The sequence below is a fragment of the Alteromonas alvinellae genome (genome assembly GCF_902705805.1).
Genome location: NZ_CACSIH010000187.1, coordinates 25,799 through 38,546 on the forward strand (window position 1 = coordinate 25,799; position 12,748 = coordinate 38,546).

Below are 12,748 nucleotides of genomic sequence, written 5' to 3' on the forward strand. Positions count from 1 at the left end.
TTGAAGAAACAACGCTTTTTTGTAATAGTTGGTTTTGCGCTGTTTACACGTCGCCTTTTATTCTTACCAGCTGCTGTATCGCTCATTCATAAGTGTACGCATTGCCTCAACATGAGCTTCATTAAGGGGTTTGGTATTTTCCCATGTTTTATGAAGCGGTACAGTAACAGGGCGTTGGTTCACTTCACCCACCATAATATTGGTAATGTCACTGCCGACTAAACTTATCGCGAATTCGCCGAGTGTCGTTGCGAGTAATCTATCTTGGGCAACAGGCGAACCGCCTCGCTGAACATGACCTAAAGTTACCGGTCTGACGTCACTAATATCATGCTTCATTAGTTCTTCAGTGAGGCCAGATAACCCTTTTGGCCATACGTTTTCAGCAACGACAACGATAAAACTAACCGGTCCTTTCAATGCGCGCTGGGCCTTTATTTGGGTAACAATTTTTTCTATCTCTTTGTCAGCAGATTCGAAAAACTCTGGTACCACTACATAGTCAGCTGCAGATGAGAGCGCCGCATTCAATGCTAAAAAGCCCGCGTTTCTGCCCATGACTTCTATAAGAAAAATACGTTCGAATGCATCAGCAGTATCGCGAACTTTATCAATAGAACTCATCGCTGTATCAATAGCGGTAAAATACCCGATAGTTGCATCTGTGCCGCTAATATCGTTATCTATCGTACCGGGTATTCCTAAAATTTGGCCGTTCCACTCTTTCCCTATTGCAGCTGCGCCGCGAAATGAGCCGTCACCACCAATCACAATAAGCGTATCAATCTCTGCCTTCATTAGGTTGTTAGCAGCTTTTTTAATTCCTTCATGGCTTTTAAGCTCTTTACATCTAGCACTGTGTAGTATGGTTCCGCCTTGTTGTATCAAGTTGTGAGTAGAGTCGAGTGACAAGGGAATATACTCTTGTTGTAATAACCCATTGTAGCCATGTTTATAGCCAAGCAGCGTATAGTTAGCTCTCTGGCACGCAATAACTGCAGCACGTATGCAAGCATTCATACCTGGTGCGTCGCCACCGGAAGTTAAAATTGCGACACGTTTTGACACATTAAAATCCTTCTATTTACCAGCACTCCAGTTAAGGTAGCGTTAAGGGTGCAAGACGTAAAGTGATCATGTGTGTTGTAGAGAATTAAAATAACTGAAAAAAATTAACCAGCACGATGTCATGAGCGCTTCACTATTTATGACGGCTTTTTATTTTGAATTATAAATAAGCGAATTTGCAGCAAATAACGTAGTTAACAAAAAAGGATGAGTTATGCGTGTACTGGTAGTATTTATTTCTGTGATGTTTCTTGCATCATGCAGTTCAAAACTGGCCTACAACAACTTAGATTGGTGGGTATACTGGTACATGGACGACTATATCGAGCTTAAGGATGAGCAAGAAGAAAAATTCGATGACTATCTTCAAAATTGGCTACGCTGGCACAAAACCTCTGAACTTAAACGCTACCAAGCACAACTTCTCGATATTAAACGTCAAATTAGAGAAGGACGTTTAGATTCAAACTCTGTCCATGACCATCTTGCTAACGCGAGAGCTCATTGGGAAAGAGTGCGTGATGAAGTTAGCCCTGCATTAGCAGAAATAGCAAAAACGCTCGATGATGAGCAAGTCGTTACGCTTTTTGCTGCGCTTGAGAAAGATAACAAAGAGGAAGAAGAGGAACGAAAAGAGTCGCTAGAGAAGTCTGAAGAAGAGCAGCTAGAAGTTCGTATTGAGCGTATTGAGGAGGCTGTCAGTGAACGCATTGGGAAACTAACTAGCGAACAAAAGCAAATAGTGGCCACGTATTGTACGCAGTTCATTTCCACTGGGGATGAATGGCTAACCTATCGTAGAGTTATACAAAATGCGGCACGAAAGCTATTTGTAACCCGCAAATTCAACGATAATTTCGAAGTGGAACTGATTGACCTAATGCGAAATCCAGATCGCTACAAAAGTGATATTTATATGCAAAGTAGCGCCCACAATATGACAGTCAGCGCTACGTTAATCGCCGAGCTCTTTACCACGCTAACTGATAAGCAGCGAGAGACCCTTATCGAAAATATAGACGACCTGATTGATACTGTAGAGAGTTTTCAAAGCTGAATATAACACAGCCAGTATATGGGACGTTGATAAAAAGAAATGGGGCTAGTTATGAACTATTATTACCATTTTGTGCGCGAAACTCGAAGGTTTAGCCTCATTGTATTCATGAATGCATGTTTGCTTGCTATCATGTATTGGTGGGGCAGAACTTACTTACTCGATGAAGAGTCTGATCCCGTGGTTTTTGGTGTAGTGGTATAAATTGAGTTGATTTTACTTGGTATTTCAATCTACTTGTGGTCGGTTAATAAAAAGATTGAAATCAAGGTGTCAGCTCGTGAATTTTACTATTGCGACCCTCTGTTTGGGGAAAATGAATTAGTATTGTGTATCGACGACATTGACGAAATCATACAGGTACAAAGTGCCACCAATCGTATCCAACGAAACCTTCTACGCCTCAAGGATGGATCGGTACACGAACTCATGTACCAAAATTATAATATCGACAAACAAGCAATGTTCGATGCATTAAATCGAGCAAATCCTAAGATTAAACTACCAGCTAGCATTTGGATTTACGAGCAGACTCGACCACAATGGGCTAAAGAAGTAAGGAAGAAAATGGGCCTTGATGAATAACTATGCGGCGAGTTGTTAAGAACATAACGTCCAAGAGTCTAGTTAGTCTTACAATCACTGGTCATTTTCCGAGTGCGTGTATCTGACTGTTTGATCATATCGTCTATTAGTGTCGTTTCAGGCATGTTTTTCCAGTACTTCTTAGGCATTTGATTTAACATTGCACTTGTCTTGATACGTGCAGGGTTAAATATATTGGCGTAGTAGGTCAGCCAGTATTTTTCAATGCGATCGTCATCGGGTACAACGCTTGAATCGGGGTTATCTTCTAGTACTAGGGTTTCAGTATCCCAGTGTGCCGCACGATAGGGTGTTAAGATTGACCAACGCATATTCTTAAACCGGGTTTGGAAGAAGTTAAGTTTTATTTCTAAACTGAAATGCTCGGGTTCATACCATGCAACAAAATGCTCTTGCCCCTCTAGGCTAATTTCTCTGAACCTTAAGAAGGCACTCATTTTGTACGCGTCGCGTTTTACCGCTTTCGCCATAGCAAAAAGCTGAATAACATCGTCATCAGTTTTGATTTGAATGAGCTGCTTATTTTCATAAACTACACGCCATAACACCCGGTAACACAAGGCAAATCGATTTTCATCGTTATGGCATAGGGCGTACTTTAAAAGCATTAATGTAGATTTAGGAATGCTAAGTTTACTTTGCGGCATTTTTCGGGGAATTTTGCTTTGGCATGGCTCAGCATCGCTACTAAACAGTTCGTTTTGAACTGAATGCGCGTTCTGCCAGATGAGATGTTCAGGGCGAATACGCTCAGCAATACATCGACGCGAGGCTTCGCGCCATTCATCAAAGCCAGGTACTGAAGTAATGATAATGGTCTTCATGTAGAGCGACCTTTTAGTCTGAGGCTGAACATATCTGCGTTATCCGCATACTCAAGCGCCAAATAACTCAAACTGTTTAGGCTGTTTAAACTGAAGCTCAAAATTATTACTGTCGAGTAAATGGATATCAGGGAAGTAATCTCCCACGCTGATGAAAGGCTTCAACTTTTTAAGGGGTAGACGCATTTTGGTAAGGTCGATCCAGTTGAGCTTAGTATTACGCCTTATAGATAGAATCTTTTGTACCGTTCGGGCGCCAAGACCAGGAACGCGTAGCAGCATCTGTTTGTCAGCTTTATTTAAATCTATCGGAAACACGTGACGATTGCGAAGTGCCCATGAAAGTTTAGGGTCGTAGTCCATATCTAACATGTCATCTTCTAAGATTTCATCTAAGCCAAAGCCATAAAAGCGCAAAAGCCAATCCGCTTGATATAGGCGGTGTTCCCGTACCAATGGCGCCGGTTTTAATGGCAAAACTTCCGAAGCATCAGGAATAGGGGAAAATGCCGAGTAATAAACACGACGTAGCTTTTGCTCGCTATAGAGCTTTACGCTTGTACCTAAAATGGTTTTATCGTTCGACCCATCGGCACCTATAATCATTTGCGTAGACTGTCCCCCTGGCGCGAAACGGGGAGGGCGTTTACCCGAAAACGTCTTGTCTATTTTATGCTCTGCAATTTTTTCTTTTAGCGTATTCATCGACCTGTGAATATCATTAAGATCTTTCTCTGGTGCGTACTTATTTAGCGAAGACTGCGTGGGCATTTCCACATTAATACTAAGCCTGTCTGCATAAAGGCCTGCTTCTGCTTGTAATTCTGGCGACGCATTCGGGATAGTTTTAAGGTGAATATATCCTTTAAATCCGTGGTCAATACGCAGCGATTTCGCAATACGTACCATGCTTTCCATAGTGATATCGGGAGATCCCACAATCCCAGAGCTTAAAAACAAACCCTCAATGTAATTGCGCTTGTAAAAGTTAAGGGTTAATTCTACCGTTTCTTTAACCGTAAAACGCGCTCGTTGAACATTGCTTGAAACCCTATTAATGCAATAATGACAATCATAAATACAGTAGTTTGTCATAAGAATCTTAAGCAGCGAAACACACCTACCATCAGGCGTAAAACTGTGGCATATACCCGAGCCACCAGTGAGCGAGCCTATGCCTACTTTTTCGGTTTTCCCCGCTTGTCGTTTACCGGCGGAACCGCTCGCACAGGACGCGTCGTACTTGGCAGCATCGGAAAGAATTTCTAGTTTTTGTATCAGTCTGTCATGCATCTCCGATGTATACTTCCTTTAATTACTCACAGCAAACAAGCTAGTATTTTTCACCAAATCATCGATACGAACTTTTTTGGCACTGGCTAAGTCGCATTATTTTATAGCATGTATATATATACAGTACAATTGGCAACGCTAATAGGGAATTAAGATTTAATGTTAGCCTTGGCGGCTTACTACAAAGATGAATGGGCAGAAGGCAACACGTTGCTAGAGATAGAAAAGGTAGGTTTGCTTTATAAAAAAGTGATATGTCATTGGCTATCAAAAGCCAATATACTTAGAAAGTTCATCTCGAATGTTCTCGTACTTTTCTTTGTACGGTGCTTTGAGTGTCATGTCATCAATAAGCTTAAATAAACGTTTACATTCGTTTATTAATTTCATTTCTGCCTTATCTTCTTGTATGGCTATCTGAAGAAGGCATTGAAGCAAATTCAGTGCAACGCCTGTATTAACGGGGGCGAAACCCTGAGCAAGGGCAAACGAGGCTTTTGCTCGTTCGTAGTCTTGCTGTTGATAGTGTTGAATACCTTCGCGGTTAAACTGTTGGTAACTCGCAATATTTTTCTGTGCGTTTTTAGCCTGTGTCTCAAGCATGGTCACGCTATTTTGGTCGAGTTCGTCACCTCTCGATGACAGAATAGAGTCAAGTTGCAGCGCGTCGTCATATTCTCCCAGTTTGTACATGACGTTAATGCTATCCGGAATAAAAGCAGTGGGAACCTCGGTATATTTATCGTCTAGTAGTGTTTGAGAAGTATTTAAGTGACGTTTAGCATCGATTAATTTTCCGTCTATCGCACTTATTCTGGCATTTACAATATTGCCAAAAATATCAACGTCAAACTCTCTGTCTACTTTTTGTAAATGTTCATCAAACTTACCTCTCTGAAGAGTAAGCAAGGCTTCTTGTTGATACTTATTGCGCTGCTTTTTATCTTCAGCAAACTCAGCAACATCGAGTAAACTACGAATAATGCCGCACCAGTGTAAGCTTTTCTTATTCACCGTGCGTTTAGACAAGTCCCAAATAGCCTGGCTGGATGTTGCGGCTAATATCAAATCGTCATTCTGACGACCAATTTCGCAGGCTTTAAAATGTCGAGGTAATGAAAAGGGAGAAAGCTTTATAGCCTCTTTTATCGCTTCCAATGCCTTTTCACCAGCTTCCAAAGCCTGATGTGCCTGTGCAAGCATGTCATGAGCGTCGGCATTGAACCTGTTGCGCTTCAGTATTTTCTTGGCAACCGATATCGCTTTTTCATATTCATTAAGAAGAAGATAAGACCTTCCAATGGCAACTTGCGCCCATAAAACTGGTTTACTGTCTATGTAATCACGTAGAACATCAAGTGCTTTTTCAGGCTGTGATATTCTCCAATAAAGTTCCACTAAAAGCTGCTCGCAGTGCCCTTTGTAATGACGAGGGTTTTCTAAAAGCGTTTCAATTTGGTCTATCGCGCTATTAATTTCACCTTGCTCAATTAAATTGAATACATGCTGAAGGAATTGTCTTTTCTGCCAGGCCCGAATAATGCGAGATTTTAGTTGTACTTGTGAAAAGGGTTTTATCAGAAAGTCATCTGGTCGCCGCTCAATACTACCTAGTACTACAGGCCGCGCGCTATCAGCGCTGATAAGAATGAAAACTGATGTGGGGCTAATAAGCCTGCGGGTACGTAATTCTTCGATAAGTTCATAGCCATTTTTATTCTCTGCTCCCAAGTGTAAGTCACAGATAACAATATCAAACCTATGCTTTTTGCACAGGGATACAGCTTGTTCAGCGGAAGATTTAGTGACTACATCGGATGCGCCCATCGAATGCATTAACCCTTTCAAAAGTAGTAGGAAAGGCCGTTGATCTTCAACAATCAATACTTGTTTGTTGCTAAATTGCATTTCAAATCCGTGAATGAGCGCAGCATTTTACCTCTAACAAGTATATCTAACTTTTAAAAATAAGCTTAAGAAAAACATTATCTTGCCGAAAACATGCGTATAAATATAAAACGTTTAGTATGAATGTCGGCAGATATAACTTCAGCGAATGAACAAACAACAATCGACCCCAGTATTTACTGGGAGCGAAGTGGTGTACTTGCGCGTGCCTCGTCTGAGGGGGCTCTGTTCTCTTTATATCTTGCAATGCAGCAGCACAGTGTTGCAGAGCCTTTCGAAATTGAAGTAGCAATATCCTCTAAGGACGATGCTCGGAGCATGGATGCACAGCTCGCTTCGCTTAACCATTACAGGCGGCCATCATTATCGGCTAATGAAAGCGCGTGGGAGAATATGCAGGTATATTCAAGCATAGCATCTAAAGATTTCGAGAACGCGCGACTGTTCCTTCATATGAAACCATTACCACTCGCGCAAACTGATGACGCAAAACGGTTACCTGATGACGTCGTACAAAACTGTAGTTTATCTGCCCAGAAGCGACTCAAAAAACAGTATGGTAATACTCTAAAAGAAGATAACACGATACTTTACGATATTCTCTCGGCACAAGGCGAAAGCCGAGCTACGAACGAGAGCAATAACTAACAGGCTCAAGCCGGTTGGTCGTCTTTTGAGAATATTGCCTAAATTAGCGGAGCGTACCTAGAACAATCAGAATAGCCCGCTTCCGTATCCGGCCTAGTTTTTAGCGCTTTTTTTTGTTATATTCCGCGCCGCATTTTTGCACTGGTCTTACGCTCCAATCAGCAAAGGTTAAAATATGTCTAAATATATTGTATGCGCAATGTATAAATTTGTTGCGCTTGAAAACTTCAAAGAAATTCGCCAACCGCTTCTAGAAACCATGGAAGCTAATGGCATCAAAGGTACACTTCTTCTTGCCCACGAAGGTATTAACGGTACAGTTTCTGGTACCCGCGAAGGTATCGACGCGTTACTCGCTTATCTTAATAGCGACGAGCGCATTAACCCAATTTCTTACAAAGAGTCACTTCACGATGAACAGCCGTTCTATCGCACCAAGGTAAAACTCAAAAAAGAAATTGTGACCATGGGCGTTGAGGGTATTGACCCTCGCAAAACCGTAGGCACGTACGTAAAACCTAAAGACTGGAATGCACTTATTAGCGACCCAGATGTTACTGTTATTGACACGCGGAACGGTTATGAAATTGAAATTGGTACGTTCAAACACGCTATAGACCCTAAAACCGAAACGTTTCGTGAGTTTCCTGAATACGTAGCGAAAGAGCTCGACCCGTCAAAAAATAAAAAAGTGGCTATGTTCTGCACCGGTGGTATTCGCTGTGAAAAATCGACGGCTTACTTGAAAGAGCAGGGATTTGACGAGGTTTATCACTTAGAAGGCGGTATTCTACAGTACCTTGAAGATGTACCGAAAGAAGAGTCGTTGTGGGAAGGCGATTGCTTTGTATTTGATAATCGCGTTGCAGTTAACCACGACTTAGAGAAAAGCCATTATGAGCAGTGCTACGCGTGCAGACTTCCAATTACTGAAGAAGACAAGCAGAGTGATAAGTATGAGCCGGGTGTAAGCTGCCCACACTGCTTTGGTACCCATACCGACGATCAAATTGCTCGCTTTAGAGAACGTGAAAAACAGGTTCAGCTGGCAAAAGAGCGTCAACAAGAACACGTAGGAACGGAAGCACGTTTGACCATGGAACAAAAGCGTCAGGAAAAAGCAGAAGCTCAACGTTTACGCGCGCTTAAAGCAAAAGAAAATCAGGCGTAGACAGCTAGAAAGAAGGGCGTTACACTCGTGCATATTGCAGTTGAAATAAGGAATGCGAGTGAGCACTCAACTTTCAGAATCTAAAATTGAAGAAATTAGAAAGGACTTCAGCTTTTTCGATCGTGATGGCAACGGCCAAATCGATTTGCCGGAGTTCATCGAGCTTCTAACCGTTATTTCACCAAAAACGAAAGCTAGCCACGTACAAGAAGGCTTTAAGCTTATCGATAGTAACGACGACGGTTACATCGACTTTGAAGAGTTTTTGGAGTGGTGGCAAGAAGGATGGTGGGAATACTAAGTTTAAACTTAGTAACACTTATCGTCGACTGAGGCTTTTCGACACGCTAGGCTAAGCGTGAAAACGAGGGCTAGGACACGTAAAAAACAATTAAAAACGAGTGCTTTTAAGCACTCGTTTTTTTATGTGTTGAGCTTGGTCATTCGTGTTGGGAGTGAGATATAGCTTCCTTTGAATAGCCTTCAATGTCGGCTTCGAGCGTAAAGCGGATATTGAAGGTTACTAACGCGCTTGTCCATTGTAGACAAGGGGCGAACGTTCTACGCCAAAAGCAGCGACAGCGTTAGCTGTCCGACTGACTTTATTTGTTGGCCTCGAATTGCTCCAATGCCTCCGCTGCAGGCCTGAAGTAGGCGTTTATATCAGATTACAATTGATAACCATTTAATCTTCCCCTCAAATAACTGCCTTTTTTCTTTTAAACGGAGTCAAGCTTTCAGAGAGTTAATTGTTTTAATATTTTCACTTCGTTACGATGTATAGGGCGGTATAGAGTATGTACCCACAGCATGTGCTACCAAATCACTCACCCCCTCAGAGTACAGAGAAACCTCCCCAACCACGAGAGTACGGCCGACTTTATATTTATTTGGTACGACAAGCTCTTCTGCGTAGCAGCCGTTCTGAGAAAGCCCCATCTGAGGGACAATACAAGCCTCGTCTCCAAGGCGTAAATGATTTACCTCTTCCCCGACTTCAATGACTATCCCAGATGCTTCATATCCGATTCGCGAAGGGAAGTCAGCCTTTTCTATATAGCTGCCTCGCCTAAACATGGCATCAGCACGATTGAGCCCAACAACTTTGACCGCAATACGTACATCAGTGGCCTGCAAACTTGGACTCGCGAGCGAGTCAATAGTTAATAACTCGGGGCCACCTAATTCATGGAAACGAACAGTTCGAATTAGTTTTCTTGGGCTCATATGCATCCTCAACAATGACTTTTTAAGAAATTACATCAATAACGACTTTACCCATGGATCCCAACTCTACGGCATTATGTGCATCCATTGCCGTGTCTAGGGAAAAGCGTAACGGATCGAGTAGTGGCTTAATTTGTCCAGCTTCAACAAGAGCCGTAATTTGCCGCAGAATGTCACCATGATGTTTGCGCCCCTCTCCGCTGAGCTGTGGGTGTAACACAAAAATCGCTGACAATGTTGCAGAGCGTAATGACGACGGTGCCAGGTTATGTGAGCCGAATGCAGCACAGCTTAAAATATGTCCATAATGTGCAATGATACCCAATGAGGCATCGAGTACAGAACCACCGACAGTGTCGTAAATGATCTCGAATCCTTTGTCTTGGGTGTATGCGTCCACGTAGTCAGCAGGGCTTGCAGTGTGATAATCAATCGGCGTGGCACCAAGCGCCTCGAGCAGTTCTTGTTTTCTAGTCGATGCAGTGGCATAAACGTCCGCACCTAAGGCCTTAGCAATTTGCACAGCTACATGCCCAACTCCGCCAGCTCCACCTTGGATAAGGACTTTCTGGTCCGCTTTAACATTCGCCTTGTCAACCAAACCTTCCCAAGCGGTAAGTGCAACCAGAGGTAAAGCCGCAGCTTCACGCATGGACAAATTTTTCGGTTTGAGAGCAAGCAATTCAGCATCTACGTTGGCATATTCAGCCAATGATCCTTGCAATCCTCGCACCCCGCCAGTCAGACCATAAACTGCATCGCCTACTGCAAAGTCGGTGACGCCGTCGCCGATAGCAACAATTTCTCCAGCTAAATCGGTGCCTAGTACTGCGGGTAATTCCGGCATGGCATAAGGAGCGATACCTTGGCGGATCTTGTAATCAATAGGATTGACTCCACTTGCAAATATTTTTACTTGCACCTGACCTGCTGATGGAGAGGGTAAGTTAATCAGGGCATCCCGGAATACTGTACCCTCTTCATAGCTATCTAATACCAAAGCACGCATTTGTCTGTTTAACGCTGTCATCAATAACCTCACATACTGAATATTCAGCGGGTGGTTAAATCACCCGCTGGTTAATAGATCTTTTATTAAACGAATTAAAATTCTTGAACAGTTGGGCGCAGAACAATCTCGTTGATATCCACATCCGCAGGCTGCTCAATTGCGTATGCGATAGCACGAGCAACAGATTCAGATGGAATTTCATTTTGCTGATAAAAATCTTTTACAAAGGCTGCACCCTGAGTATCTGAACTTCCATGTTTTAATTCAGATTCGACTGCACCTGGTGAAATGATTGTTGAACGAATTTTACCCCCAACTTCATGGCGTAAGCCTTCGGCAATAGCGCGAACAGCGAATTTGGTTCCGCTATAAACCGTGCCGCCGGGACTGAATACTTTGACACCCGCTACGGATGAAATATTGATAAAGTGGCCTGTTCCCTGAGCCTGAAAAATCGGAAGCGCTGCGGCTACTCCATACAGTAGACCTTTAACGTTGATGTCAATCATGCGATCCCACTCGTCAACTCGAGTCTCAGCTAACGGTGCAATCGCCATTAACCCTGCATTATTGATAACCACATCAACTTTACCGAAGCGCTCTTGTGCAAGATTTACAAGGGCCTTCACTTCGTCCTGGCTAGTCACATCTGTCGCTTGAACCGCAACTTTTCCACCCGCTGTGCGTATGTCAGCAGCAATAGCTTCAAGCTTGTCGATGCGTCGGGCACCCAAAACAACAGATGCGCCAAGGCTGGCTAAATGTCTTGCCGTGGTCTCGCCTAAACCGCTGCTACCACCAGTGATAACAACGACTTTACCGCTGATGTTGTTTGCTAAAACACTGCTCATAGTTAATATCCTCAAATCAGTTGAATGAATGACTCTGTCTAAATAACGAGCAAATTATCCCTTACCGTCAAAAATCAATAAATGGAAACGTTTTAATTTCACAATTCCATAATTTGGAATAATATTAGTGTGTTCATATCAAACCTGAATGTGACTGTGATGCTTAACAGATTGGAAATGCTCCGGATATTTTGTACTGCTGCTGAGTCTCGCAGCTTTAAAGAAGCGGCTAACCGTCTGGGAATTTCTCCTCAGGCAGTGACACGAGCAGTGAAGGAGTTAGAGCGATTGCAAGGGGAGCTTTTATTTCATCGAAATACTCGACACATACAAGTGACCCTAGTTGGAGAAAAATTTGCTGTGATAGCAAAAGAACGCCTGCGTGCTGTAGATGAATTGTTTCAAACAAGCGCCCCTAACTCGGGTAATGAATTACAAGGGCGGGTTCGTATCGCAGCGCCTGTTGGTTTTGGTCATAAATGCTTAATGCCAGCATTACTGGAACTTTCGACAATACATCCTCAACTGGATATAGACCTGACACTCAGTGACGAGCGCGTGGATGTAGTTGACGAAAAAATAGATATTGGGATTCGTATCGGCTTCATGAGGGATAGTCGATTTATTGCCCGCCAGCTCACCAAAATTAATATGTATGTCGTGGCTTCGCCTGAGTTAATAAATAGAGTGGGAAGGCCTGCGTCTATTGAAGAACTAAACCACTTGCCCGTTACAGGGTTAGTAGATCGCAATACGGGAAAGCTTTGGCCATGGGTTTTTTCCATGGACAGACAGTGGACGCCATCTATAACACGTTTTCGAAGTGCCGACACCGAAGCTGAATTAATGGCTATACAAAATGGACTAGGTTTTGCTCAAATTCCTGACTTTTTAGTGCAAGACTTATTACGCCAAGAGAAACTTGTGAGAGTGTTAGAAGAGGTGGAGCCGGTGCCTTGGGATTTATATATTTATCGCCCTCAACGTGGTCCAGTACCACAACGTATTCGATTGGTTTTTGATCACTTGGTGTCAAGATTGAGTGTCCGCTAATGTTTAGATTATCAGTTATCTGCCTCCCAT

The 12,748-nt window shown here is 42.9% G+C and carries 14 protein-coding genes; 7 read left to right on the forward strand and 7 right to left on the reverse strand.

Features of this window, described 5'->3' with window-relative positions; genetic code table 11:
* Window positions 1–63: 63 nt before the first annotated feature.
* Window positions 64–1,068 carry an ATP-dependent 6-phosphofructokinase gene (locus ACX5KA_RS13780; RefSeq protein WP_458731438.1) on the reverse strand — a complete coding sequence of 335 codons (1,005 nt, stop codon included), beginning with the start codon at window positions 1,066–1,068 and terminating at the stop codon, window positions 64–66.
* A 214-nt stretch (window positions 1,069–1,282) separates the two neighbouring features.
* On the opposite strand from ACX5KA_RS13780, the gene ACX5KA_RS13785 reads away from it, so the two are divergent.
* From ACX5KA_RS13785 to ACX5KA_RS13795, 3 genes are all read left to right on the forward strand, one after another.
* Window positions 1,283–2,125 (forward strand): DUF6279 family lipoprotein, encoded by an 843-nt coding sequence (locus ACX5KA_RS13785; RefSeq protein ID WP_458731439.1) that lies wholly within the window; start codon window positions 1,283–1,285, stop codon window positions 2,123–2,125.
* 51 nt (window positions 2,126–2,176) lie between these two features.
* Window positions 2,177–2,329: a hypothetical protein gene (locus ACX5KA_RS13790; protein WP_458731440.1), complete on the forward strand. Its 153-nt coding sequence runs from the start codon at window positions 2,177–2,179 to the stop codon at window positions 2,327–2,329.
* 225 nt (window positions 2,330–2,554) lie between these two features.
* Window positions 2,555–2,710, forward strand: coding sequence for a hypothetical protein (locus ACX5KA_RS13795; RefSeq protein ID WP_458731441.1), 156 nt, complete (start codon window positions 2,555–2,557; stop codon window positions 2,708–2,710).
* Window positions 2,711–2,748: 38 nt separating this feature from the next.
* On the opposite strand, the gene ACX5KA_RS13800 is transcribed toward ACX5KA_RS13795, so the two are convergent.
* The 3 genes from ACX5KA_RS13800 to ACX5KA_RS13810 all read right to left on the reverse strand — a co-directional run bounded on the left by ACX5KA_RS13800 (window position 2,749) and on the right by ACX5KA_RS13810 (window position 6,756).
* Window positions 2,749–3,555, reverse strand: a complete 807-nt coding sequence (locus ACX5KA_RS13800; protein WP_458731442.1) for a TIGR03915 family putative DNA repair protein — start codon at window positions 3,553–3,555, stop codon at window positions 2,749–2,751.
* 51 nt (window positions 3,556–3,606) lie between these two features.
* Window positions 3,607–4,848 carry a putative DNA modification/repair radical SAM protein gene (locus ACX5KA_RS13805; RefSeq protein ID WP_458731443.1) on the reverse strand — a complete coding sequence of 414 codons (1,242 nt, stop codon included), beginning with the start codon at window positions 4,846–4,848 and terminating at the stop codon, window positions 3,607–3,609.
* Between the two features lie 267 nt (window positions 4,849–5,115).
* The gene (locus ACX5KA_RS13810; protein WP_458731444.1) at window positions 5,116–6,756 is read right to left on the reverse strand and encodes a response regulator; all 1,641 of its coding nucleotides are present in this window, start codon (window positions 6,754–6,756) and stop codon (window positions 5,116–5,118) included.
* A 123-nt stretch (window positions 6,757–6,879) separates the two neighbouring features.
* Between ACX5KA_RS13810 and ACX5KA_RS13815 the strand changes: the two genes are divergently transcribed.
* From ACX5KA_RS13815 to ACX5KA_RS13825, 3 genes are all read left to right on the forward strand, one after another.
* A complete protein-coding gene (locus ACX5KA_RS13815) occupies window positions 6,880–7,404 on the forward strand; it encodes a VC2046/SO_2500 family protein (protein WP_458731445.1) in 525 nt (174 codons plus the stop codon).
* A gap of 175 nt (window positions 7,405–7,579) precedes the next feature.
* Complete coding sequence (trhO, locus tag ACX5KA_RS13820) at window positions 7,580–8,575, forward strand: oxygen-dependent tRNA uridine(34) hydroxylase TrhO (protein ID WP_014979317.1); 996 nt, start codon at window positions 7,580–7,582, stop codon at window positions 8,573–8,575.
* Between the two features lie 52 nt (window positions 8,576–8,627).
* Window positions 8,628–8,876, forward strand: a complete 249-nt coding sequence (locus ACX5KA_RS13825) for an EF-hand domain-containing protein (protein ID WP_039220280.1) — start codon at window positions 8,628–8,630, stop codon at window positions 8,874–8,876.
* 470 nt (window positions 8,877–9,346) lie between these two features.
* Here ACX5KA_RS13825 and ACX5KA_RS13830 read toward each other — a convergent pair whose 3' ends face one another.
* From ACX5KA_RS13830 to ACX5KA_RS13840, 3 genes are all read right to left on the reverse strand, one after another.
* Window positions 9,347–9,802 (reverse strand): alcohol dehydrogenase catalytic domain-containing protein, encoded by a 456-nt coding sequence (locus ACX5KA_RS13830; protein WP_458731446.1) that lies wholly within the window; start codon window positions 9,800–9,802, stop codon window positions 9,347–9,349.
* 22 nt (window positions 9,803–9,824) lie between these two features.
* Window positions 9,825–10,832 (reverse strand): zinc-dependent alcohol dehydrogenase family protein, encoded by a 1,008-nt coding sequence (locus tag ACX5KA_RS13835; RefSeq protein ID WP_342290596.1) that lies wholly within the window; start codon window positions 10,830–10,832, stop codon window positions 9,825–9,827.
* A 74-nt stretch (window positions 10,833–10,906) separates the two neighbouring features.
* Window positions 10,907–11,665, reverse strand: coding sequence for an SDR family oxidoreductase (locus tag ACX5KA_RS13840; RefSeq protein ID WP_432766580.1), 759 nt, complete (start codon window positions 11,663–11,665; stop codon window positions 10,907–10,909).
* 159 nt (window positions 11,666–11,824) lie between these two features.
* Between ACX5KA_RS13840 and ACX5KA_RS13845 the strand changes: the two genes are divergently transcribed.
* A complete protein-coding gene (locus tag ACX5KA_RS13845; RefSeq protein WP_458731447.1) occupies window positions 11,825–12,718 on the forward strand; it encodes a LysR family transcriptional regulator in 894 nt (297 codons plus the stop codon).
* The last annotated feature ends 30 nt before the right edge of the window (window positions 12,719–12,748 follow it).

Excerpts from the sequence above, each read along its gene's own strand:
- trhO (WP_014979317.1), top strand. The coding sequence starts at position 7,580 with ATGTCTAAATATATTGTATGCGCAATGTATAAATTTGTTGCGCTTGAA.
- ACX5KA_RS13785 (WP_458731439.1), top strand. The coding sequence starts at position 1,283 with ATGCGTGTACTGGTAGTATTTATTTCTGTGATGTTTCTTGCATCATGC.
- ACX5KA_RS13840 (WP_432766580.1), bottom strand. The coding sequence starts at position 11,665 with ATGAGCAGTGTTTTAGCAAACAACATCAGCGGTAAAGTCGTTGTTATC.
- ACX5KA_RS13815 (WP_458731445.1), top strand. The coding sequence starts at position 6,880 with ATGTCGGCAGATATAACTTCAGCGAATGAACAAACAACAATCGACCCC.
- ACX5KA_RS13810 (WP_458731444.1), bottom strand. The coding sequence starts at position 6,756 with ATGCAATTTAGCAACAAACAAGTATTGATTGTTGAAGATCAACGGCCT.
- ACX5KA_RS13805 (WP_458731443.1), bottom strand. The coding sequence starts at position 4,848 with ATGCATGACAGACTGATACAAAAACTAGAAATTCTTTCCGATGCTGCC.
- ACX5KA_RS13800 (WP_458731442.1), bottom strand. The coding sequence starts at position 3,555 with ATGAAGACCATTATCATTACTTCAGTACCTGGCTTTGATGAATGGCGC.
- ACX5KA_RS13830 (WP_458731446.1), bottom strand. The coding sequence starts at position 9,802 with ATGAGCCCAAGAAAACTAATTCGAACTGTTCGTTTCCATGAATTAGGT.
- ACX5KA_RS13825 (WP_039220280.1), top strand. The coding sequence starts at position 8,628 with ATGCGAGTGAGCACTCAACTTTCAGAATCTAAAATTGAAGAAATTAGA.
- ACX5KA_RS13795 (WP_458731441.1), top strand. The coding sequence starts at position 2,555 with ATGTACCAAAATTATAATATCGACAAACAAGCAATGTTCGATGCATTA.
- ACX5KA_RS13790 (WP_458731440.1), top strand. The coding sequence starts at position 2,177 with ATGAACTATTATTACCATTTTGTGCGCGAAACTCGAAGGTTTAGCCTC.
- ACX5KA_RS13835 (WP_342290596.1), bottom strand. The coding sequence starts at position 10,832 with ATGACAGCGTTAAACAGACAAATGCGTGCTTTGGTATTAGATAGCTAT.
- ACX5KA_RS13845 (WP_458731447.1), top strand. The coding sequence starts at position 11,825 with ATGCTTAACAGATTGGAAATGCTCCGGATATTTTGTACTGCTGCTGAG.